This window comes from Salinimonas marina, from assembly GCF_015644725.1.
Classification (GTDB): domain Bacteria; phylum Pseudomonadota; class Gammaproteobacteria; order Enterobacterales; family Alteromonadaceae; genus Alteromonas.
In genome coordinates this window covers 1435473-1459675 of sequence record NZ_CP064795.1, presented here as the reverse complement: position 1 = coordinate 1459675, position 24203 = coordinate 1435473, and the positions used below count along the sequence as shown (strand labels likewise).

Sequence of the window (24203 nt, the reverse complement as noted above, 5' to 3'; positions counted from 1 at the left end):
GATATTTTAGAATTGGACATTAGGCTGCTCCTTGTTTACCACATCCATCGCCATCGTTGCCAGCGGCGCGACCATACGATCCATTTCGGCGGCTTTATCGCTTGATGCGTTACCATCACGGGCTCGCTTAACTACGCCCTGGATAATGGCGGCGAGTCTGAAAAAGCTGAAAGCCAGATAAAACGGCCAGTTTTCAATCCCGTCGATATTTCGTCGCTGGCAATAGCTTTGCACATACTCACGCTCGGTCGGAATTCCAAGGTCAGCGCGAGCCAATCCGCCCAGGCCAGGGGCCTGCGGTAAATTGGCAGGCAGGCGTAATTGCATACACTGATACGCCAGGTCGGCAAATGGATGGCCTAATGTGGATAGTTCCCAGTCCAGCACCGCCAGAATCTTATCCGGCTGCTCATTGCTAAATATCATGTTATCCAGACGAAAGTCGCCATGTACCAATGCCACCTGCCCGTCATCGGCGGGAATATTGTGGTTCAGGTACGTAATCAGCGCTTCCATGGGCTCGAGATCCTGGGTTTGCGAGGCACGATACTGAGTCGTCCAGCGATCGACCTGACGAGCAAAGTAGTTGCCCGGCTTACCAAAGTTTTCAAGACCAATGCTGGCCGGGTTTATGTCATGCAAGGCTGCCAGGGTTTGATTCATGGCATCATACATCTGTCCCCGGGCAGTATTGTCATCGACTTTACTCAGCGCTGCTTCCCAGTAAATGGTTCCTTCTACAAACTCCATGATAAAAAACAGGCTGCCAATCACCGTACTGTCCTGACACAGATGCAGCATTTGTGGCACAGGCACCCTGGTGTTGCCCAGCGCCTGCATCACTGTATATTCACGGTCTACCGCATGGGCGGACTTTAACAGCGCCCCGGGGGCTGGCGACGCAGAACATATCGACCGTTGGTGGTGGACAACAAAAAGGTTGGGTTTGACTGACCGCCACTGAATTTTTCATACCCGGTGATCTCGCCAAGTTCAGGAACTTCGGCTTTTAAGTACCGGTTAAGCGCCACAACATCGAGCTGACTTACTTTCATTGGTTACTTATCTCCCTGCCTTTTTTCTATCAGGCTTTTACCCAATTGCATCATATGCACCTGATCCGGACCGTCCGCCAGGCGTATGGTCCTGGCATAGGCATACATCGCTGCCAATGGCGTGTCCTGACTGGTGCCCATGCCGCCAAACATCTGAATGGCCTCATCGATAACCCGGCAGGCCATTTTAGGCGCCACAATTTTGATCGCCGCAATAATATCTTTGGCCACTTTATTACCATGACGATCCATCTGGTCGGCGGCTTTCATGGTCAGTAAGCGGGCCTGCTCTATATCACAGTGCATCTGTGCAATAGACTCGCGTACTGACTGTTGTTTGGCAAGCGGTTTGCCAAAGGCCACACGTTGATTCACCCGCTCACATGCCATCTCCAGGGCCCGCTGGGCGCAGCCTATCAAGCGCATACAATGATGAATTCGGCCCGGCCCCAACCGCCCCTGGGCAATTTCAAACCCTCGACCTTCGCCCAAAATAATATTCTGTGCAGGTACCCTGACATTGTCGAACACAATTTCCGCATGGCCGATTGGCTCATCCAGCATATTCATGGCCGACATGGGCCGCACAATATTGACGCCGGGGGTATCCATGGGCACCAGTATCTGCGACTGCTGTTGATGTCGAGGCGCATTTGGATCGGTTTTACCCATGACAATCAGTATTTTGCAGTTATCGTTCATCGCCCCGCTGGTATACCATTTACGGCCATTGATGACATAGTTATCGCCGTCGCGGCGGATAGATGTTTCAATATTGGTGGCATCACACGAGGCCACATCCGGCTCGGTCATGGCAAAGGCAGAACGAATCTGGCCTTCTAACAGCGGCGTGAGCCAGGCTTGTTGCTGTGCTGAACTGCCGTACTTGGCCAGCACTTCCATATTGCCGGTATCCGGCGCACTGCAATTAAATATTTCCGAGCTGAACAATACCCGCCCCATAATTTCACACAGCGGGGCGTATTCCAGGTTGGTCAGGCCAGCGCCATAAGGCTGATACTCTTCTGGCAAAAATAAATTCCATAAGCCTTCGGCGCGGGCTTTTTGTTTAAGCTCATCCATTACTTCCGGAGTACGCCATTGATGGTGAGGCTCACTGAACAAGGTGCTGTATTCCTGTTCTATGGGATACACATGCTGGTCCATAAAGGCGGTCAGCTGCTCTGCGAGCCGGGTGGTTTTTTCATTGTATTCGAAGTGCATTGTGTCTCCTTCACTTACGCATAAGTGATGTGTTGTGCCCGTTCTGGTGAGCTTAGATGAGGAACCGTATTAAAACTGTGCAACGCCCAACTTTGAGGTTTGGCGATAAGCCGGGTAATACTGGTATTTTGGATCTGCAGATTCAGCTTAATGATATCCTGCGCACATAATCCCAGAGCCAGGCCTACAGCACCGGCAATAACACCGCCACTGGTAGTGACCACCACACGCTCGTGCTGCTCACTCATCACCTGATTGAGCCCGTCTCGCACCCGCCCCAGAAACTCTGGCCAGGTTTCGGCATGTTCACCTACGCTAAGCTCGCCACTGGACCACGCCTGCATACTTTTTCGCAAAGTTTTGAACCAAAACCGGCGATCGGGTTGTTGATGATTTTGGTCAGGATTCTGCTTTAAAAATGCATTAACCACCTGCATAAAATCGAATTCGTTAAATTGCGGCAGACACTCTGTTGCCGGCTGTTGCAAAGCGTCGGTAAGCGCATGCAGAGTATGTTGCTGTCGCATCAGGGTGCCACTGTAAAAATGGTCAAATTGCAGCCCCGCTGCAGACATCCACTCTCCCAGCCAGCGCGCCTGTTTATGCCCTAATTCACTCAGTACATCATAATTTTCATGGCCAAATGAAGCCTGACCATGGCGCACCAGATAAATGTCTGTCATAACCACTGCGTATTGTGTTTTTTTCCATACTAGGGGAAGCCGGGTGATAAGTTTAATTAATATTCTGAATAAAGCGCCATTCACCCTTGTTATCTGGTTATTACCGTTTGATTGAGCCAGCTCAATCAACAGCAGTTCGTGACGCGCTGTGGTAGTGGCTGCTGTGTTCTTTTGTCACAAGAAGATTCTTTCTGCCCGCCACTTTATTCCTCCTTTATCAGTGTCCCTATCGCAACAAGACCCATAGCCCGCTCTTTACCTCCACTCACACTCCGGGTGAATACCAATATTTTGAAAGTGTGGATGTGTGCTGCACCACATGCATAGTGCAGGAGCATTCAGAGCTGCCACTGTACCGTGCTGCTGAGCGGGCCGCAGGCTGTTAGCTCAGAAGTGATTAAGAAGAGTAATTGTGGACAGTCACTCCCTATCATCACATCGCTGTAGTGAAGCAAACACCGACTCATGGGGTGTCGATGTACCTGGATATCAAGCGTGGACAGTCACTTCTTATCAATCTTGGACAATCATCCCCCATCATTACATCTTGGCATTGCCCCCCCTCATGGGCTGTCGATGCACCTGGAGGGGATAATGTTCGTTATGCGACTACCCTCAACGATCATCGCGCATTGCGACATGCCGTAAGATGCGAAGGTTCAGGTAACCCGATGCCAGTGATTGTGGACAGTCACTTCTTATCACTGTAACTCCTTATCAATTGTGGACAGTCACTCCCTATCATCACATCGCTGTAGTGAAGCAAACACCGACTCATGGGCTGTCGATGTACCTGGACGGGATAATGTTCGTTATGCGGTTACCCTCAACGATCATCGCGCTTTGCGACATGCCGTAAGATGCAAAGGTTCAGGTAACCAGATGGCCTGGGGCGTTTAGTTACGGGCGGGCAAACTCACGGCCGGTTTGCAAGATGGGAAAGTTGTCTAACTGGAACGAACTCTTGTGCTCTGATGCCGACCAGGCCTGACCAATATTGCCCGGGCTCAGGTGGTCACGGATTCAAGTCGCATCAAAGGAATGAGTGGCAAAACGGGCAGCCACCTGCTCGCCCGTTTGTAAATTCAGCTGCGTGTAGGCGATGGCGTTGAGCCGTGCATAGAGTCGGGTTTGGCCACAGCCCAGCGCCACCAGAAAGTGGCCATTTTCCTCAGGCTTCACCGCCAGCACCACACACACAAAACAGTTGGTAGCACTGCTGGCCGCGTTCAATTCCCGGTCAATGGTGACCGCCCCGGCAGCAATCGACAATGCCACCTGCTCATTATGAATAAAAGGGTATTCGGCAAACAAGCTCTGGCCCTCACAGCAAAACTCCACCAGCCCATGTGGATGCGTCTCGACAACCGGGCCCTGTAATAACCCAAAACGCGTGGTGGCCATAGATTTTGAATGTTGGTACACCTCATCCAGCACCTTTTGAGTCTGATCATAGAAGACACAGCGACCCGCCTCAATGTACACCAGCGACGGACAATACACTGACAAATCAGATAAGTCGTGACTGACCAGTAATATTGGCAAGCCACCGGCGGCCAGGGTGCGTAAATAACTCAGGATGGCATGACGGGTATGGGTATCGAGAGCGCTCACCGGCTCATCCAATAGCAAGATATCCGGCGAATTGAGAATCGCCCGCGCCAGGGCCACCCGCTGAGCTTCACCGCCGGACAAGCTGGCAGGCATGCGCTGCAGCAGATGGTTACACTGGCAGCCTAACACCACTTCATCAAACCAATGGGTTTGCTTCCGGGCAAAATCGTTGGACAGTAACAGATTTTGCCCCACTGACAGATGCGGAAACAGGAGCGAATCCTGAAATACCAACCCGACCCTTGCCTTATTCCATTCAACAGACTGCCAGTTGCCTGACACGGTGGCGTGTTCTTCAAGTCCGGCCAGACAACGCAACAAAGTACTTTTACCCGCCCAGAAGGCCCTGTGAGTCCCAAAAACCCCTCCTGGCGGTTACCGGGTATTTGAATATCAAGACTAAAGTCGGCGGCGGGGGTAAAGCTTACCGAAAATTCCACTGCCGGCCTCCTCCGCGGTTAAACCGGTATAACAGACTAAGAAGCGCAAAAGAAAACACCAACAGTCCGAATGCCAGTGTATGGGCACTGCGATAATCACCCGCCTCCACATGGTCATACAAAGCAATCGACACCACCTGGGTATGCTGCGGAATATTGCCGCCAATCATCAGCACCACCCCAAATTCACCGATGGTATGGGCAAAGCTCAGCCCGAAGGCGATAATAAAATACGACTGGCACAGAGGCATGACAATGCGCCGAAAACAGGCATAGCGGCTCATTCCCAGGGTGTGTGCGACCTCCAGATAGCGTTTATCCAGTCCGGTAAAGCCGGTATACAGCGGCTGCACCGCAAAGGGCAGCGAATAAATCAGCGACCCCAGCACCAATCCGCTAAAAGAAAAAGCTAGCTGAGTGCCGGTCAGGCCTTGCCAAACCTGCCCCAGCCAGGCATCAGGAGCAAAGGCAATAAGCAAATAAAATCCCAGCACGGTGGGCGGCAATATCAAAGGCAGCGCTATTACGGCTAACACCCAGTGTTTGAAGCGATGCTGCCAACGCGCCAGCCACCATGCCAGAGGCGTAGCAATAACTAACAATAACACGCTGGTGATCCCTGCCAGTTTCAGGGTGAGCCAAATCACTGACCAGTCACCAGTCATTGACATACGTCCCGGACACACAAATAGCCCCACTGGGTCAGCTGCCGCTGCACCGCATCAGAGAGCAAAAAGCCAATAAACTTGCGGGCGCTGCCCGGTTCCGTGGCGCTCACGGGGATCACCAGTTGCTGAATAATAGGTTTATATAAACTGGCAGGCACCACAAACTGCTGGTATTCCCCTTGTGGCTGTTGTGAAGCGGCCACCAGGGCGTGCGCCACGGTGTTCAGCCGAAAATACTGCACGGCCTGCAATACATTTTTGCCCAGCACCGGCACCAGCTTCTGCCCTTCCCAAAGTTGCAGAGCCTGCAAGGTCTGTTTCGCGGCCAGCCCATAGGGTGCCAACCGGGGATTTGCCATGGCCAGCCGACTGTCACTTTGCCGTAATTGCCGGCTTAGCTGGGAAGTCGTACGTGGCGCAGGACCGCGGGTTAGATACACCAGCTGCCCCCGGGCATAAGAATGCAGAGAGTCAGCATGTGCCTGTTGCTGCGCTACCAGCTGGCGGGGGCGCCGGGCATCGGCCGACAAAAACACATCAAATGGCGCCCCATGGGTAATTTGAACATACAGGGTACCGCTGGAGGCTACGGTGATGCGGGTGGGAATATGGTACGTATCGGTAAATTGCCGGGCTATCAGACGCGCTGGCTCGGCAAAGTTGGCTGCTACTGCAATATGCAAAGGCTGAGGGGCTGCCTGAACCGCACCACACCACAATATCATCATCCCTGTCAGGAAAAGGCTCCCGCGCCGCAGAAGACCAAAACCGAATACCCCCATTATTTTATCCCTGGTTATTTATCTGTGAAGGAGCCCAGCCAGGCCATAGCAGCCTGTTCATCACTGGCCTTCGGTGCCACCCACCGGGCCTGGCCCTGCTGATATTCTTGTTTCCATATCGGCACCGCCTGTTTTAGGGTATCCATGACAAAACTGGCGGCATCGAAGGCATCCTGGCGATGCGCAGCACTGCAACCAACCCAGACAATTTGCTCAAAGTTTGCCAGCTTGCCCACCCGGTGTACCGCCCCTGCCCCGGCCAGGCCAAACCGCTGGCTGGCCTGCTCCAACAGGCTGAGCATGGCTTTTTCTGTCATCCCCGGATAATGCTCCAGGCTCATGCCGTCAATAGCGCCACTGGCGTTAAAGTCACGCACCAGGCCGGTAAATGTCACTATCGCCCCGGGCATCGGGTGTGACTGCGCCAATAAGGCATCATATAAAGCTTGCTGGTTGAAGTCTTGCGTGCAGATATGGGCAAACATATTAACCGCCGGTTACCGGTGGAAAAAAAGCCACCTCGTCGTTATCGTTCAGTGGTTGCCCGGTGCTACAAATGGTCTGATTTACCGCTGTAAGCACCTTTCCGGAGAACGCTTGCGACCACGCGGGGTCCTGATTAACCAGCTGCGTCATCAGGCTGCTGACGGTCATATCCGGCTGCCAGAGTGCAGTCGTTTCTGCACAGCCACTGAGCTCGCGTACCTGGGCAAAGGTTTTAATAGTGATCATACGGTGTCACGTCTCCAGTGGCCGGTTTTCCCGCCTTGCTTATCGGTTACCCCAACATCATCGATTCGCATTCCCGGGTCAAGCGCCTTACACATATCAAACAGTGTCAACAAGGCAATGTTAACGCCGGTCAGTGCTTCCATTTCTACGCCGGTCTGACCATTTAGCTTACACCAGCACACCACTTTTATGCGGTTTTGGGCGGTATCAATCTCAAACTGAACATCAACCTTAGACAGCGCCAGGGGATGACACAGCGGAATTAAATCACTGCAGCGTTTGGCGCCCTGGATACCAGCGATACGCGCCACCGCAAATACATCACCTTTAGCAATACGCGCGTCACTGATCGCTTCGATCACCTCCTGACTGACCACTAAGAAGCCCTGGGCTGTGGCTTCCCGGGTGGTGACGGGTTTGTCCGACACATCCACCATATTGGCTTCACCCTGCTGATTCAGATGACTAAGCTGGCTCATTAGAGGACTCCGGTCAGGTGGCCGACAAAGTTACACGGCCGAAACTGCGCGTCGAGCTGGCTGCGGATAATCTTTTGCCAGCCCGTACGGCAGGCGCCGGTTGAACCTGGCAGGCAAAAAATGACCGTCGAATTTGCAAAACCCGCCAACGCCCGTGATTGAATCGTGGCGGTGCCTATTTCTGCATAGCTTAACTGACGAAATAGCTCGCCAAAGCCATCTACGGTTTTATCGAACAGCACACTTAATGCTTCAGGAGTAGAATCACGCCCGGTAAAGCCGGTGCCGCCTGTGCTGATCACCGCCTGCACGTCGTCCCGGGCAATCCAGTCAGAGACGACGGCTCGCTGCTGGTAGATATCGTCTTTCACAATGGCGCGGTCCACCAGTACATGACCCGCTTCCTTTAGCGCATCAACCAGATACTGACCGGATTTATCATCAGCGACGGTGCGGGTATCAGACACCGTTAGTACAGCTATATTAAGCGAAACAGCAGCTTGCGACATAATTTTCTTAACAGACAAAAAGAAACGAATAAGGTAATGTTATCGTACCAGTAACCAGTGTGGCTATAACGTGGCCGGTAAATTTCTGAAATTCCCTCATTTGTATGTCTGATAGTCTTAATAAAATCCAGGCAATGCGTTACAACCGCCAAATCGTGCTGCCACAGATTGATCTGGACGGCCAGGAGCGCTTGTTAAATGCCAGGGTGCTGGTAATGGGTGTCGGGGGACTGGGCTGTCATGCGGCCCAGTCCCTGGTCGCCAGCGGTGTGGGTCAGATCACCCTGGTGGATGACGATACGGTCAGTGCCACTAACCTGCCCCGGCAGATCCTGTTTACCGATGCCAGTGTGGGCCAGTCAAAGGTAACCGCTGCCAGGCAGCGGTTGCAGCAACTTAACCCTGACTGCCAGATAAACTGCCGTGACTACCGGCCTGATCCGCAGCAGCTGGATGCGCTGGCCCGCCAACACGATGTGGTACTGGATTGCACCGACCATAAAACTGCCCGGGAACAAATCAATCACAGCTGTGTTAATGCGTTGACGCCGCTGGTAAGTGGCGCCGCCATTCGCTTTGAAGGCCAGTTGTTTGTGAGCCGGTTTGAGCCGGATATGCCCTGTTACCACTGTCTGGGCAACCTGTTTACGGACCCGGTATCAAGCTGTACCGAGTCGGGCATTTTTTCGCCAGTGGTCGCCATCATCGGCCTGCAACAGGCCCTGATTGCCATGCAGCTGCTGGCACAATTTGGCCAGCCGCCCTTAGGTAAGCTGGTTTTGTTTGATGCGCTTTGTCATCAGTGGCAAACTTTCACGGTGCCAAAGTCAGCCGCTTGCAGCGTGTGTGGAAGTCCCTGACAAGCCTTGCGCTGAGTGCTGGTAAACCAGGATTTCCTGCCGCAACGCCATTTTTTTTCTGTTTTCTCCAAGGGGATGATATGTCCGTTACCGTAACCAAATCGCATTTGGTGGTGGCTCAAAATGCTTCGGGTCGCAATATGAATGTCCCGGTTTACCGGCTGACCGCCGGGCGGCCTGGCCCCAAAGTGTATATTCAAAGCTCTATCCACGGCGCCGAAGTTCAGGGCAATGTGGTTATTTTTCATTTATTGCAAAAGCTAAAAAAGCTGGCGGTTCAGGGGAAGTGATACTGGTGCCCAACTGCAATCCTATCGGTACCAACATTAAAGCAGGTGAGTACACCCTGGGCCGCTTCGATCCGGTGAATGGGACCAACTGGAACCGGGGTTACTTTTATGATGAGTCGCGGGTACTCGAGTTTGCCGCGACGGTAGCATCCGGTACTCCCGTGAGCCAAATCAAACAACGCTTTCGCGCTTACTGGCAAGAGGCTATCGAAGACAAGCTGGCGTCGCCCTGGGGCCTGGGACTGGCCCAACAACTCAACTTGCAATTGCAGCGGCTGGCGGTTGATGCTGATTATGTGCTGGATTTACATAACGGCCCGGTCTCGGCGCGGCATATCTATATCCCGCAGAATGCCCGCGCCGCGGCCTACTGCTTTAACATCGAGCACTGTATATTTATTCCTAATGTTTTTGCCGGGGCCCTGGACGAAGCCACCTTTTGCCCGTGGTGGACGTTGCAATCCGCACTGGCTGAACGCTTCGGCGAGACGCCGGATTTTGGCATCGAAGCGATGACCCTGGAGATGGGGTCTCAGGAAGTGGTTCATTTTGATGACGGTGAACAGGACGCCATCAGCATTCTTACTTATCTGAATCAGCGCGGGGTATTGAATGAAACACGCTTTCAACCCAAAGCAATGCGTCGGGTAGGTGTGGAGCTGGCAAATTATAAAACCCTGTACACCGATTTTGGCGGCATGGTGGAATACTGCGCGCGCCCGGGCAGCCCGGTCAGTAAAGGCGAGCCACTGGCCCGGGTGCTGAATATCGATGAGCTGGATAATGAAAACGCAACGTTTACTCTAACCGCGCCGTGCGACCTCATTCCTATTTTGCACTTCCCGTCCGCGTCGGTACTAAGCGGTACGCAGTTGTACAAGGTCTTTACCCAGTATTACACCTTAACCGAAAGCGAGTAGACGAACCCGCCCGGGTCCGTCTGCCTGCAACGGGGTATTTCAGATGGGGGAGCCTGGGGGCAACGCCGGCACCTCAAAGCCTGCCTGCCACTGGCCGGTCTGCCAGTAATGGGTCATCTGCTGATGCAGCACCCCGGCTTCCATCAGGCCACTGTCTTGTTTAAGCCAGTCAGTGAATTTATACAATACCGACTGCATTTCCAGTCTGACCTCCGGCGCCAGCTCCGGGTTTTGCACCGCTTGCATTACGGCATTGAGTGCGACCATACGCAAACGCTTCTGCAAGCCGTAGTCGGCGCTTTTGTTGTTATACCAGTGCTGCTCAAAAATGCGTAATGTGAGGGCATGCACGCCCGGCAGTCCGCGCGCCTGACTCGCCTGCCAGGCCAACCGGTTAAGCCGCTGCGGGGTGAGCAGCAGTCCCAGACTGTAGTTTGCTGCCGAGGCGGCAGCAGATACCGGATCCAGGGGCAGCCCCATACGTCCGTTGAAATGTTCACGGGTAATATCATCGCCATAGGCAGTCGGCGGGATCAGCTTGATAAGTGACTCGGGTAACCGCAAAAATTCCGCGGTGGTGGTATCCAAAACGGCTTTTATTGCCTGTTTCTGAATTGCTGCTGCCACCGGTTGTTGTCCCTTCGGCTTCGCATAATCCCCTTTTTGCTCGTATTCATAAACCAGTCCGCCCACCTGTTTAGCGGCGGCGACCACCGCAAACCGATGCAGCAGATATACCGGCACCAGGGCATCTTCAAGGGCCGACAAACTGCGGTTGTCAGGTAAAGTAGCAAGGCCCATGTTCTGCAGTGCCAGTTCCCGGATCCGCACCATTTTGTTCAACTCTTGCAACGGATCGGCGCCGTTTTCCCACAGATGGCCGTTGGCCGACGCGCTGGCAGATGAACGGGTATCAAAGTCAGTTTTAAAGCTGAGTCCCGCCTCCCGGCTTTGTTTAATCTGCCGGGCAAGTCCGGCCTGCTCCTGGGCCTCCTCGGGGTAATCCTGATAACCATAGGCAATCGCATGCAGGTCCCACTGCCCCATGCCTTTATCGTAAGCATTGGCCAGGGAGATTTCGCCATTGTTTAGGGTAATTTGCGGGTGCGGATAATCCATCACCGATTCGCGGCCATCTTCGCTTGCCGCAAAGTTATGAGCGACCCCCAGAGTATGGCCTACCTCATGGGCTGACAACTGACGAATGCGATCCAATGCCATCTGCTGCTGCTCGTCGGTTTGTTTGGTATCAGCAAACGGACTGGTCAGCCCCAGGGCAATCAGATAATCCTGGCGGACCCGAAGCGATCCCAGGGTCACATGCCCTTTGATGATCTCGCCGGTGCGCGGATCAACAACCGAGCTACCATAGGACCAGCCTCGTGTGGCCCGGTGCACCCACTGAATCACATTGTAGCGCACGTCCATCGGGTCGGCGTCTGCGGGTAACACCTTCACCTGAAAGGCATTGGTATACCCAGCCGCCTCAAACGCCTGGTTCCACCAGCTGGCGCCATCTTTAAGCGCGCTCATCACCGGCTCGGGAATCCCCGGATCCAGGTAATACACAATAGGCTCAACCGGCTCTGATTGTTTCGCCCCGACATCTTTTTTGGCCAGGCGATGACGGGTAATGTAGCGCTGCTCTAATGGTTCACTGATACCGGTGGCATAATCAAAAAAGCTGGTTTTCCAGTAACCACTGTAGGGATGATAGGCCCGCGGCTCATAGCCGTCGTCGGGAAGCGCGATAAAGCTATGATGAAGATGCACGGTAATACTGGTGGGATCCGGGGTCACTGCCTGTACATATTTGCCCGGATTGCTGCCCCCGAAGGTCACCAGCGCTTCTAACTCGGTATTTTTCTCAAACGCTTTGGTGCGGGCAGGAACACGCCGCTACGACCAGCGTCGGCTTTATAGCTCCCCTGCCCGGTTTGTTCTAACCGCAGGGCGATACCGTGAACGTCGGTAAGCAAATAGGGAGTGTAATTAATAAGCACCGTATCGTCGGTGCCGGCCACCACTTTAAATCCGGCAATAACAGAGTCAGCAAAGGCTTCCTGTACACTGTCCTGTTCTGCCTGGTTATCGGTTTGGGCCCGAAACCGGGTGTTGAGCTGTTTCAACATGACCTTGTGGCCATAGCGTTCAAACTGCACCAGACGCGTGTCGCCTAACTGACCGCGATCCAGGCCGATATCGTTTGAGCCTACCCCATAAGGCAATGAACTTTGAAACAATAACGGTGCATCAAAGCGCGACAATTCCAGGTACACTTTGTCACTGGCCTTATCGTAATAAAACGGAATAAAACCCTCTTTATAAGACATATCCCGGGTGAATTCTTGTATCCCGGGTAATGCTGCCCAGACTACCGAGCAGTTCAGAATTAACGCTAACGCCCACCATTTACGCACCATTGTTCTCCCTGTTTTGAGTCAACATAAAGCTATAACTTTGGTTGCAGCACCTGCAACCGAATAAAAATCGATGTCCGGTAAAAACGAGCCGCGTCAGCTACGCTGAAGCGGTTACATCACATAGCCGCACCTGGCTCAGTCGGGCCTTGTAGCTGATTGCTGCGCGTGGTGTTCAAGTACTTCAGCCAACCCCGAAAAACGTAGCTGGCGTCGGCCCACCATCCCCTTAAAGCGCTCAGCCGTGCCTATAAGGGTACAGCCTTTTTTGGCCCTGGTAATGCCGGTGTACAACAGCTCCCGACTGCATAAACTGGCGATTTGCGCACTGCCTGTCTCTGGCAGTAACATCACCACCTGCTCAAATTCTGAACCCTGAGATTTGTGAACTGTCATCGCAAATACGGTTTCCACCGCAGGCAGCCGGGTAAGGCTAATCGAGCGCAGACCGATGTCGCTGGCAAACCAGGCTTTCAGCTGCTGGTTCTCATCCGGCCATATAATGCCAACATCACCATTGAATAGTTGCTGAGCATAGTTATTTTCGACCACCATCACCGGACGTCCGGCGTAGTGCATATACTGACCGGCCCCCGGTAAACCTTAAGTGCCTGTTCAATGCGCTGATTAAGGGTTTCCACCCCAAAGGGGCCCCGGCGCACCGGCGTAAGCCAACGACATCGATTCATCGCGATCAGCGCTTGTTGCGGCCCGAGGGTGGGATCCAGCTGCGCGCTAAAGCACGCACGGGCAAACCGGTCAAAGTGCTGTTCAAATGCCTCATCGTCAAGTGACTGTACCTGTTCATTCGCGTATATCTGGTCGCTGGCGGCACCACTACAGGTATGAATATGTTGCCACGCCTGGTCGCTATCGCCCTGACGGATAGCGGTGGCGACATTGGCCAGATGCCCGGCAAACCGCCGACTAACCTGCAGCCTCTGCACAAAATCACGGCTCTTACTGGTCGTTTCAGGTTCCGGAAGATGGGGGCACAGCCGGGTAAGATGGCTAGCCAGCCCCGTGCTTACCCCGGCAAAGGACTGCGGGCCGGTTAAAGCTTCCAGTACATTGCCTGACTCCACCGCCGGCAACTGGTCCGCATCGCCTACCAATACCAGCCTCGCCGTGTCAGGTAAGGCACGCACCAGGCGTGCCATCAACGCCATATCTATCATTGAGGCTTCATCAACAATCAACACATCGCAGTGCAACAGATTGCGCTGATGCCGGCGGGTATCAATGCCATACCGGTTAATCCCTAATAACCGGTGCAGGGTTACGGCATTGGTGGGGATCGCGGCGACCAATGTCTCATCAAGCTTCCCATCAAGCTGTTGCAGGCTGGCGGTGATGGACTCGTTCATCCGCTGCGCCGCTTTACCTGTGGGCGCTGCAAGTACTATGCGGACGGTCTGGCTGGCGATGGTTTGCAGCGCCAGCAATAAACGGGTCACGGTATAGGTTTTGCCGGTCCCTGGCCCGCCGCTGATGATGGTAAAACCTTGTTGCAGCGCGCTGGCCGTGGCCACCTGCTGCCAATCCTGAGTGTCACTTTTGTCAGTGTTAAACAATACCGGCCATACATTTTCAAGCGCCTGATATTGGGAGCTGTTTAAAGGCTGGCTGATAATTTTTGGGGCCAGCGCGGTGGCAATATCCTGTTCAAATTGCCAGTAACGACCACTATACAATCTGGTACCAATCAGCATTAACGCCGGCCCCACCTGCGGCAGGTTCACTCCCTCGGCGGCCACTGTTGCAAGCCGGTCCAGGTCCGGATACTGCCAGCCTGGTAACGACTGTTCCGCATCATCAAAAAAACGCTTTCCCGCCAACTGGCGTAAATCTGCACAGGTATGCCCCTGGCGTTGAAATACACTTAATCCCACCAGCAGCATAAACCAGTCTTGCTGTTGTTCATTTTCCTGCGGGGTAAACTGCCCGGCAAACCAATAGTCGATGGCTTCTATACCGGCCAACAATGCCAGGGTGTCGGCAAACATCTTGTGTTTCATTTAGCTTGCCTCTGCATGTTTAAAAATAGCATCTAACGCCAGCAACTGCTCATCTGTGGGCCGGGCATGATAAACCCCCTGATGCTCCTGATTATCCGGGTGCATGCCCCGCAGGTATAAATAATACACGCCACCAAAATGGCTGGAAGGATGATAACCGGGCAGTTTGGTTTGCAGATAACGATGCAGAGCCACCGCATAAATTAAGTACTGCAGATCGTATAAATGATGCTGATTGTTCTGGGTAAGCCGGGCTTGCTGGTAACCGGCATAACTGTCACCCAGATGAGTGGATTTGTAATCGGCCACAAAATAGCGTCCCTCGAATACAAAGATCAAATCAATAAACCCATGCATCAGACCTTCAAGCTTTTTGGTATCCAGATTTACCATAAACGGCCCCTGGCCGGCAGCCTGCTGGCGATAGCCTGCCAGAAACTGGTTAAGCTGAAACAGATTGACGGTATTCAATGGAAAATAAAACTCTGCTTCGCGCAGGGTTGCTGTCTCTGGCAATGAATCCAGCGTTAAACCGTCATTGTTGAGCGGCGCCGCCAGGACCTCATCAAGCCATTGAAAAAAGTTTGGCAACTGGTTGTGTTCAACGCCAAATCGTTGGGCCATATCCATGGCCCCGCTCTGCCAGTCAGGCTGAGTAAAATCACAATGTTCCAGAATATCGTGCAGCAAATTACCGGCGGCGGCACCTTTGGTAAATCGAAACCGAAATGGCAGGCTCGCCGTGTCGCTCTCGTTTGCCTCGTCAGCCAGCAGTCGGGCATTATCCAGCTCAGCTTCGCGGCGGGTACGGTTGACCACCATCTGCCGCCGGGCCAGCGCTGAAAACGAATACAAGCGCCAGCGCTCGGTGACCTCACCGGTAAAGGTATCGACACTGAGTGGGTGGTTTGGGGCCTCTTGTTGTTGTAAAGCGCGAACCGGCAGGCTAACCGGTACCGAAGTGCAGGCGGTATGCTCACCACCTTCAGCAATCACCCGATCAATGGCCTGTGACCAGTCCTGGGCCTCACCCAGGTCTAACGCCTGAGCCAGCGCGCTTTGCTGATGATTTTCAAACGGCGCCACTCCTAAGTAGCAGCGCTGCGCCGCGCGGGTTACCGCTACATACAACAACCGGGTAGACTCGGCGTTGCCTTCTCGCCGCACCCGTTCAATAGCACGGTCACTGCGCCCCAGCAATAATGTCAGCCCAGCGGTTTGTTCATCATAATAGCGATACATTGCCTGATACTGTTTGCCGACTTTTGCCGGGTCACGATAATCGCTGGCAAACGGCACAAACACGATGGGGTATTCCAGGCCTTTTGAGCCATGCTGGGTAACCAGCTGAATCAGTTGTGCATCACTTTCCAGGCGCTGGATTTGCTCCTGCGCCAATTGCGGCTCACTGATTTGGCGGTGCAACCAGATCAGCAGTTGCTGCGCATGCTCCTGCACAGCTGACTCGCGCTCCAGCACTTCGGCCAGATGCAAATAGTTTGTCAGACGCCGTTCCATACTGTCTTCAAAAGATGCAAAGTGCTCTTCCAGCAAATACAGAATCAGGGTCATACAACCACGTTGTTGCCACATCTGGCGCAGTAACAGCACCTCATCCATCATCGCTTCCCATGCATTATCGTCCTCGTGGTACAACAGATTGGTCAGCTGCGCATGGGACAAGCCAAACAGGGGACTGGATAAGGCGGCCGACAACCGGTGAGATTGCTGATAATGCCAGATGCCGTCCAACACCCGGTACAAATCCTGAGCTTCGTGCGAGGCAAACAAATTGGTACGGTTACTCAAAAACACCGAGGCCAGATTGACCCGGCGCAGGGCATTTTGCACCACGGCCGCCTCGGGGCCACTTCGAACCAGAATAGCGATATCCTGAGGCTGTAACGCGTCTTCGCCCAGGCGGGCGCCATTAAGCAGACGTACAATCTCATCGGCCACCCAGCGTGCCAATTGCTGTTGCAACTGGCCTTTGGCCGGTTTATCGCCCATTTCACTGGTATCCACGCAAGCGTAAGTGAGCGCAGCTCGCCCCGGCGCCTCGTCACACAATAATGCCTTGTTGGCTTTGGCGTGGGGGTGGCTTCCACCGGTTCGTAAGTAATACCAAATCCGAACACATCAGCAGGCGCACCGGTTAATGGCGCCCCATAGAATAACCGGTTGTAGCTGGCCACCATGGGCGCGGTGGAACGCCAGTTCGTATCCATTACCCAGCGGTGGTCGGCGCTTTGACCCGCCTCCAGGTAGGTAAAGATATCACCGCCACGAAACCCGTAAATGGCTTGCTTGGGATCCCCAATCATCAGCAATACCTGAGGACACTGGGGCTGATAAATATTCGATAGAATCTGGTACTGGCTGGCGTCAGTATCCTGAAATTCATCAATCAACGCTGCCGGATACTTCTGGCGTAGCTGGATGGCGAGCGGCGTATCCGGCGCATTTACCTGCTCGGCCAGTAACGCAATCAAATCATCAAAGTCCACTACCCCTGCTGGCGCTTTTGTCGGGCCACATGCTGGCGGATAAAGTCAAAGCCCTGTGCAATAATCTGCATGGTGGGCGCCTGCTCCAGCATCGTGTCCTGTTGTTTTTGTTGCTCGGCCAGCACCTTTTTAATGTTGTTGGCGAATTCACGCAGACGGGCGAAGACAGGTTTAAGTTCCGGGCACGACTTAAAGCGACTGTGGTGGGCAAATTTATTAAAGTCGGCAGGCAGAGGTTGTGCTTCTCTGACCGCCAGCCACTCAAGAATATCCTGCCACTGGGCATGCCTGACGGCCGGGTCTTTTACTGCAGCCACCAGGTTGGTTTCGATATCACTGAAATAAGGCGCAAGTTCGGTTTCCAGTGCCTGAAAATCTGACTGCAATTGCTCGCGGTATTGCTGTATTGCTTCGTGCGCCTGACTCTGAATTTGCTCCGGGCTCAAAAAGCGGGGCGTTAAGCCCGAGCGTATCGCGCTTTCAAAGGTGTTGAGCAAGGTTTCAGGCGTATGCCAGCCCTGTTGCATAAGCTGAAGATAGGCTTCGGCGTCTTTAGCCTGCTGGCGGATCCAGTCCTGCGCCGCCTGCAAATACAAGGCGCGGGTATCGGTAGAAAGTGACAATTGCATCGCTGCGGCGCTGGTAAACGCCAGTTCTGATAAAATACGGTGGCAAAAACCATGTATGGTGAACACCGCAGCTTCATCCAGCTCCAGCAAGGCCGCTTCAATAATACTTTGATGAACAGGCTCATGAAATTCAGCGTACAGCGCGCAAAAAACCGGATCGGCGGTGTCGGGCAACTGCCCCTGTTCGGCTCCCGTGCGCCACAGCATCGCCGCCTCGCGTAAGGTTTCGGCAATACGCCCGCGGATTTCCTCGGTAGCAGCATTGGTAAACGTCATTACCAGAATTTGCTGTACGGTAAGCTTTTTTTCTAACAGTAAACGCAAATACAGCCGGGTGATATTGAATGTTTTGCCGGTGCCGGCGCTCGCTTCAATCAGGTGCCGGCCCGATAACGGCATGCTCGTAACGTCTAACGGCCTGGCTGTGACGGGAATATGGCCACTCATAACTTTTTCTCCGAATACTGATTAAGCAATGGCCGAAATAGAGCTTCGTACTGTTGGAGCGGTAAGTCGGCGAGCGCCAGACCATGAGGAAAAAACCACTGCAGATAAGTATCTTCTTTTAAACCGGCACTCATGCTGTTGCCTTCCCAGATTTTTTGCCATTCAAACTGGGCGTCACTGCGTAAGCCCCACTCGTCAAGCGGCTGCTCTTTGGATTTTCGCAGTAAGGTCAGCGCCACATCCGCCAGCCAGGCCATGGGTTGCTGGTGCAGCGCCATAAACGCCTGTGCCAGTTTATTAAGTAAATGGTCGGCGGTTTCGGGGCTGCAGGGTTCAAACGTAGCCTTATGAAGCTCAGGCTCCCCTTTTTTCCATTTACAATAAAAACTTAACATACCCACATGCTCGCCCTGGGCATTTGCCATCAGCATACTGATGTATTGCTGTAGCAAGCGCGACGTATTTTGCGCACCGCTGTGCCAGGTAACCAAAAAGTGGGTGTCCAGGGTTTGCGGCGGATTTTGCTGAGTGTCCTGTTGCCACACCGTAGTGGTCAACTGACTTTGGCCGCAATACCAGCTGTAGGCTTTTTCAATAAGCCTTTGAGAGTGTACCTGCGCCATCATCAACTCAGAGGCGCGATCCCACTGTTCAAGTAGCTCTGTTGCCAGCGGGGTGGTGGGTAAGTCACCTGAAAGCTGGGTTTGATTGAGAATTTGTGCCGGGTCGCGTTGTTCGTGCCGGGCTTCATTCAATGCGCTTAAGGTCTGAAAACGGGTGAGATTATTAGCACTAAAAGGCTCTGCATCATTTAAGCCCGGCTGAGCGGCTTCTAAATACAACCCCAGTTGCTGATTGGCAAAATACTTAAACGGCTGGCACAACGCCCGGGCCATTTCAGCCGGGCTGATGCTGTCGGGCAGGCGCGGGTCAGGCAATGGACTGAACGTGCCTATCGGCTGCTCATGATAAACAGCAATGGCCTGCGCCAGGCGCAGCCAGCCTTTTTCGAAGCCCGGCTGCGAACGCTGAAACCCTGCTACGCTGAAGGGGTGCAAAGACAGTTGTTGAGGTTCGCCCGCGGCTGGGCTATAAGCCGTTAATACCTGTTGAAATTCCGCCAGAACCAAAGAGGGTTGGCGTTCACTGTTGTCCTGGGCGCTGTTTGCCTGATAGCTCAGATACAGATGAGTCCGGGCCGATATTAACGCTTCTAAAAACAGGTAACGATCTTCAAGACGCCTGGACCGATCACCAATCTTGCGGCTGCTGTTGGCCATCAGGTCAATGCTGATGGGCTGGGATTGCCGGGGAAACTCACCATCATTTAAGCCCAGAATGCACACGACCTTGAAGGGAATACTGCGCATGGGCAGCATGGAGCAAAAAGTTACCTGGCCGGTCAAAAAGTGATTACCTGCATCTGGTGATGAAAACCGCTTTACCAGAACTTCTTTTATTTGTCTGAGGGTAAGCAGTGCCTCGTAACCGGCTTCATCACAGTGGGCGGCAAGATCGGCGGTGGCCTTACTGATACTTTCCCATACATCCAGTTGGTCGTTATCCGGCTCAAAGCAGTCGGTGCGCATGGTCATTAAAAATTGATGCCAATCCTGGGCTGTACGCGCCTGGTTAAGCTCCCCGGCGTAGTGCTTAAGCTGGCTGACCAGGCTTATTAGCTTGCCCAGCACCACGCTGTTTTGCCCTTCTACATGGGGCACACTAAGCATGTTGTTATAGATGAGCGCGCTGTCGCCCAGAGCCATTCCGGTAAGTAAGCGTTCCAGCCCCCAGTACCAGCTAAATGCGTAGCTGTCGTCCACCTGCCGGGTGACCTGGCGTTTATGCTGACCATCCAGCCCCCAATGCACATGGGCCTGCTCTAACCAGTATTGCATAAGATCAAGATCTTCTGCGGCCAGGCCAAACTTTTTGCGCATGGCATCCAGACGCAAATAATCCATAATTTTGGAAACTTCGAAACGACTGTCAGGCAGGCTTAGTAAACTCAGAAAAGCCGCAATCAATGGTTCAGCATCCAGCGGCGAGCGATCGGCAATCGAACATACAATACGCGGAGGTGTGCTTTGCGCCGGGGCCGACGTGCCAACCCGATGAAAAACTGCATCGATTAATGGCGCATAGTCTTCAATGGCCGGGCACATCACCACAATATCACCAGGCGCCAGGTCCGGGCTTTGTTGCATTTGATACAACAGATAATCATGCAATGCCTGCACTTCGCGAAGCGGGCTGTGCGCTTTTATCAAAGTAATACTGTCGTCGCTAGCAACGGACTGACGGCCGGCATTGGCGGGCCGGGCGTGTAAGATATCCTGCTGAAGCTGATTCAACAAGGTGCTGGCACTGGCTGACGCCTCGGGAGCTTCAACATCAAACGCACTGACTTCAAAGGTATCGAGTTCGGTGAGCAAATTGAATAAATCACGACCCTGTTTACCCAGGTTGCCCAGCAGCGGATTGTCCTGGCTGGTCTCCTGCCACTGAGCGATGCCCTGTTCGCGCAATAAGCGGGCGCGCTCACGATCGCTCTTGGTTTCCCCCCAATAGGACACGCTGGGATTTAAGTGAAACAGATGAATGTCAGTATGCTGCGCCAGTGCATCAAAAAACTGCACCAATTGCGGGGCCATGGTGTTAATCGCAAAAACAATGATCCGTGCGGGCAACGCGTCGCAACCCTGTTCGTGCAAAGTAGTGACGGCTTGCTGATGCAAACGGGCCGGATGCAGCGGCGCCTCCTCTACCAGGCGCTGCCAGATTGCCGCCTGCCATCGTTCATCCTCGCTGTCAGACAGCACTGTGGTATTGGCTTCCCAGGCAAACAACCATTCAGGCCGGTATAGCTGGTATTGTTCAAACACATCGGCTAACGCCGTTGCAAACTGTAACCGTTGCACCGCCTGCTCGTCGGTATCTTCAATATGTTGCCAGTACCGGCACACCGGCTGCGCTTCGGGCAAGGCGCAAAACTCAGGCTCCTGAATAAGCTTTTCGATTCGCCACACCAATACTTCACGCCGGTACACCGATTGGCGCGGTACTTTATCCTCGCCCAGCACCTGTCGGGCAGTATTCCACATAAACCGGGTAGGCAAGGGAAAGGACAGATTCATCGCAATGCCCTGCTCTCGGGCCAGCTCCATGTTCAGCCAATGCTGCATTCCGGGACTTTCCACCAGGATGGTTTCGGCTTGCAACGGGGCCCGGGTTGTTGCTTGATCAGGGCGCCAAGCAAAAAGCTCAGATGTTCAAGTTTGTTTGAAGGGTAAAGTGCAAGCAAGGTAAGCCATTGTTATAAATTGTTTTGATCATAGTAAAAGATATTATCGGCGAACTCTAGCGCTCAACCTGAGTTTCTGCTGTGCCACCCGCGCCTGGCCAAATTGATATAGAGGATGCTTTTCAGTCGTTTGTCGCTTAGGTACAATTACATTTTTGCCCAAGGTTTTTCAAGAATGCTGACTCAACAACACATTGCCACCATGTTGTCTTTACAGGACAAGATGAATTCAAAGGTAAACCCTGAATGGCTCAATGCCGGCTATGGCTATTTACGCGCTGCAATGGTGGAGTCGGTGGAAGCCATTGAACACCACGGGTGGAAATGGTGGAAAGCGCAAACCAAAGATCTGGCGCAGCTGCAGATGGAGTTGGTGGATATCTGGCATTTTGCTCTGTCAGATTTTTTAATCCGGTATCATGGGGATATTGAGCAGGCTGCGACACAATTGTCCGAAGAACTTGCCGCGTCTTATGACAATCTCGATTTTGATGGCGCGACCTATTACTTTGCCGAACAACCCCTGCTGGACAATTTAGAACTGATGGCAGGACTGTGCGCCGCAAAGCGGTTTAATGTCTCGTTGTTTATGAAAATTGTGAATCAGTGCGAAATGTCCGCCGATGAATTATACCGCCAATATGTCGGCAAAAATGTGCTTAATTTTTTCCGTCAGGATAACGGCTACAAAGAAGGTTCCTATGTAAAAACCTGGAACGGCCGGGAAGACAATGAACATTTGGTAGAAGTGTTAGATGCCTTAGACATCAACGAAAAAACCTACAGCGAAATGGTTTACGAAGGCTTGCGCTTACGCTATCCCAGCTAGCTGCCGGGCAGGCTTGCGCCACCCATGTATATATCCGGGACAGCCACTTCCCACTAGAGTCTGGCCGCCTGGGCCCTGGACGCCTGGTTCCTGGACGCCTGGTTCCTGGACACTCACTTAGCTGCAAGTATCTAAATTTCGAAACACAGACGAAACATAGACAGTCACTTTTGTAGGGCTTTGTGTTCCCTGCGAGTGGCTGTCCAGCGGTGCTTTTTTCTAATTCTACTTTTCCCTAATTGTGGATGTCCTGAAACCTATTTTGAAATTCTTCATTGTGGATGCCCAAAGATCAGTCATTTTCTAGCTTAAGGAAACTGTTTCGAGCCGGTCGTTGTGTGCGTTGGGTTAGGTAATTTTGTCGAGAGTACCAGGCTAATATTGAGAAAAACTGACCCTAAACCACCGTCCTCACATAAAAAGCGATAGAATCGAGTTTTGTACACAAGATTATTAATAAGAAGGCATAACTATGTTACGAAATTTGTTGATGGTGGCGATAGCCGGAAGTCTTGTCGGTTGCGGTGATAGCGAGGTTGGAGATGTCTCATTGGGATTATTTACTACCAAAGATATTAAAATAGACTCTTTGAAGGACCCGGTGGTGACCGGCGTCACATGTCATATCTCTAGTGTGGAAGCCGATCTGGATTTTTCTGATCCTTCAGATAGTTCAATTGCCTGTCGTCAGACCGGAGATATTACCGCCCAGATGATTGAGGAAATTGACAAGTCGTCTTCAGGCGAGATTGTTTTCAAAAAATCTAAAAGTGTCTTTTTTAAGAATATGAAAGTACGTCGGATTTATGACAAGCAATCTCAAACATTGATGTACGTTTCATACTCCACCAAAGAGTCTTCCGGCAGCTACAAGCACAGTTTGTCGACCGTCCCATTGTGGAACAGTAAAGCCTATGGCTTAGTGAAGAGCGACGACTAAACCTACCACCCTTCGAGAGCGAGCAATGCCGATACTAATTTGGGTACTAAATCTCTGTTCGATAGCAGCCACCAGACTTTGCCAGTCCCCCGCTGAAAGGTGAAATTTCTTTAAGGCAGCTATTTCGATAGATTTACAGACCTCACTGCCAGCAATAAGCCGTTGATGAGTGAACCTCACCAGCCCTAGATAGTCGTTCAACGAGAAGGGCAGCCCTGCAGGAACTGATGCATCGGAAGCGATTTTAAAGTGACACAATCGAATAGGCTGTGATTTGTGTCTGGCTGCACTTAACCGTTTCTTGATGCTGGTATAGGCCGAAGAGTCGGGGCTTTTCGCAATATTTGCGCGCACTGGATTCAAATCCACATAAGTCATACATGCCAATAGCGCCGCTTCATCGAGTAACGCCTGGGACTTGAAGCGGCCCTCCCAAAAACGCCCTGTACACCCCTCTTCTTTATTAGCTTTGCGCGCGATGTACTCATTTAGTAGTCGCATAAACCAGCTTATATCAAACAAGCGATGTCTATACACTTCTACTGTAGCTTTGACTGAGTTAATCTGCAGCTTACTCATCGATTTACGCTTACTTTCGTTTACATATTGGCGAGTTAATAGCGTACCTTTATGCAATTTATGCCAACGCTTGAGAACTTCCAAATCTGTCCAATTCAGAGCAGCAGCCTTATTTACGAACAACACCAGGTGCGTATGGTTGCTCATCACAGCATAGGCACAAACATCAATAGAAAAAACCGAGCCTAGAAACAGAATCCTCTGTTCGACCCAATGACGACGGTGTTCAAAACTTTTACCGCTCAACCGGTCTTTACCACACAAATATGCTTTG

The 24203-nt window shown here is 52.6% G+C and carries 18 protein-coding genes and 5 pseudogenes; 4 read left to right on the top strand and 19 right to left on the bottom strand.

The features are described from left to right. Positions 1-6: 6 nt before the first annotated feature. From IT774_RS06460 to moaB, 11 genes and pseudogenes are all read right to left on the bottom strand, one after another. Positions 7-1055: pseudogene (locus IT774_RS06460) on the bottom strand (phosphotransferase family protein). A gap of 3 nt (positions 1056-1058) precedes the next feature. Then, on the bottom strand, positions 1059-2279 hold the full coding sequence (locus IT774_RS06455) for an acyl-CoA dehydrogenase family protein (protein WP_195811851.1): 1221 nt from the start codon (positions 2277-2279) through the stop codon (positions 1059-1061). A 14-nt stretch (positions 2280-2293) separates the two neighbouring features. Further along, complete coding sequence (locus tag IT774_RS06450) at positions 2294-2962, bottom strand: histidine phosphatase family protein (RefSeq protein ID WP_195811850.1); 669 nt, start codon at positions 2960-2962, stop codon at positions 2294-2296. 1023 nt (positions 2963-3985) lie between these two features. Next, positions 3986-4366, bottom strand: coding sequence for a TOBE domain-containing protein (locus IT774_RS17720; protein ID WP_269749799.1), 381 nt, complete (start codon positions 4364-4366; stop codon positions 3986-3988). A gap of 219 nt (positions 4367-4585) precedes the next feature. After that, positions 4586-4900 (bottom strand): annotated as a pseudogene (locus tag IT774_RS17715) (ATP-binding cassette domain-containing protein); the annotation flags it as partial. Between the two features lie 100 nt (positions 4901-5000). Next, positions 5001-5681, bottom strand: a complete 681-nt coding sequence (gene modB, locus IT774_RS06440; protein ID WP_195812223.1) for a molybdate ABC transporter permease subunit — start codon at positions 5679-5681, stop codon at positions 5001-5003. After that, positions 5678-6412 (bottom strand): molybdate ABC transporter substrate-binding protein, encoded by a 735-nt coding sequence (gene modA, locus IT774_RS06435; RefSeq protein WP_195811848.1) that lies wholly within the window; start codon positions 6410-6412, stop codon positions 5678-5680. Before modA ends, modB begins: the two co-directional genes overlap by 4 nt. 68 nt (positions 6413-6480) lie before the next feature. Further along, positions 6481-6951 (bottom strand): molybdenum cofactor biosynthesis protein MoaE, encoded by a 471-nt coding sequence (locus tag IT774_RS06430; RefSeq protein ID WP_195811847.1) that lies wholly within the window; start codon positions 6949-6951, stop codon positions 6481-6483. 1 nt (position 6952) lies between these two features. Beyond that, on the bottom strand, positions 6953-7198 hold the full coding sequence (locus IT774_RS06425) for a MoaD/ThiS family protein (protein ID WP_195811846.1): 246 nt from the start codon (positions 7196-7198) through the stop codon (positions 6953-6955). Then, positions 7195-7677, bottom strand: coding sequence for a cyclic pyranopterin monophosphate synthase MoaC (moaC, locus tag IT774_RS06420; RefSeq protein ID WP_195811845.1), 483 nt, complete (start codon positions 7675-7677; stop codon positions 7195-7197). Before moaC ends, IT774_RS06425 begins: the two co-directional genes overlap by 4 nt. Beyond that, the gene (moaB, locus tag IT774_RS06415; protein ID WP_195811844.1) at positions 7677-8186 is read right to left on the bottom strand and encodes a molybdenum cofactor biosynthesis protein B; all 510 of its coding nucleotides are present in this window, start codon (positions 8184-8186) and stop codon (positions 7677-7679) included. The genes moaC and moaB overlap by 1 nt, the downstream gene beginning before the upstream one ends. Before the next feature lie 104 nt (positions 8187-8290). Between moaB and moeB the strand changes: the two genes are divergently transcribed. Together moeB and IT774_RS06405 are read left to right on the top strand one after the other, a co-directional pair. Next, positions 8291-9046, top strand: coding sequence for a molybdopterin-synthase adenylyltransferase MoeB (moeB, locus tag IT774_RS06410; protein WP_195811843.1), 756 nt, complete (start codon positions 8291-8293; stop codon positions 9044-9046). A gap of 80 nt (positions 9047-9126) precedes the next feature. After that, positions 9127-10256, top strand: a pseudogene (locus tag IT774_RS06405) (peptidase M14). A gap of 39 nt (positions 10257-10295) precedes the next feature. Here IT774_RS06405 and IT774_RS17365 read toward each other — a convergent pair. From IT774_RS17365 to recC, 7 genes and pseudogenes are all read right to left on the bottom strand, one after another. Next, a pseudogene (locus IT774_RS17365) lies at positions 10296-12679 on the bottom strand (zinc-dependent metalloprotease). Positions 12680-12814: 135 nt separating this feature from the next. Further along, a complete protein-coding gene (locus IT774_RS06395; protein WP_195811842.1) occupies positions 12815-13255 on the bottom strand; it encodes an ATP-dependent DNA helicase in 441 nt (146 codons plus the stop codon). Beyond that, complete coding sequence (gene recD, locus IT774_RS06390) at positions 13231-14694, bottom strand: exodeoxyribonuclease V subunit alpha (RefSeq protein ID WP_195811841.1); 1464 nt, start codon at positions 14692-14694, stop codon at positions 13231-13233. Before recD ends, IT774_RS06395 begins: the two co-directional genes overlap by 25 nt. Next, positions 14695-16704, bottom strand: a complete 2010-nt coding sequence (locus IT774_RS06385; RefSeq protein ID WP_195811840.1) for a 3'-5' exonuclease — start codon at positions 16702-16704, stop codon at positions 14695-14697. A 287-nt stretch (positions 16705-16991) separates the two neighbouring features. Beyond that, positions 16992-17201 (bottom strand): annotated as a pseudogene (locus IT774_RS17705) (UvrD-helicase domain-containing protein); the annotation flags it as partial. Next, positions 17201-18277 carry a UvrD-helicase domain-containing protein gene (locus IT774_RS06380; protein WP_195811839.1) on the bottom strand — a complete coding sequence of 359 codons (1077 nt, stop codon included), beginning with the start codon at positions 18275-18277 and terminating at the stop codon, positions 17201-17203. The pseudogene IT774_RS17705 and the gene IT774_RS06380, both read right to left, overlap by 1 nt. Beyond that, a complete protein-coding gene (gene recC / locus IT774_RS06375) occupies positions 18274-21462 on the bottom strand; it encodes an exodeoxyribonuclease V subunit gamma (protein WP_232365144.1) in 3189 nt (1062 codons plus the stop codon). Before recC ends, IT774_RS06380 begins: the two co-directional genes overlap by 4 nt. A 294-nt stretch (positions 21463-21756) precedes the next feature. Between recC and IT774_RS06370 the strand changes: the two genes are divergently transcribed. Together IT774_RS06370 and IT774_RS06365 are read left to right on the top strand one after the other, a co-directional pair. Next, positions 21757-22410, top strand: a complete 654-nt coding sequence (locus IT774_RS06370) for a dUTP diphosphatase (RefSeq protein ID WP_195811837.1) — start codon at positions 21757-21759, stop codon at positions 22408-22410. 472 nt (positions 22411-22882) lie between these two features. Beyond that, complete coding sequence (locus IT774_RS06365; protein ID WP_195811836.1) at positions 22883-23350, top strand: CreA family protein; 468 nt, start codon at positions 22883-22885, stop codon at positions 23348-23350. Here IT774_RS06365 and IT774_RS06360 read toward each other — a convergent pair. Further along, the gene (locus IT774_RS06360; RefSeq protein WP_408641202.1) at positions 23330-24175 is read right to left on the bottom strand and encodes a transposase; all 846 of its coding nucleotides are present in this window, start codon (positions 24173-24175) and stop codon (positions 23330-23332) included. The two genes, IT774_RS06365 and IT774_RS06360, sit on opposite strands and share 21 nt — an antisense overlap. Between the last annotated feature and the right edge of the window lie 28 nt (positions 24176-24203).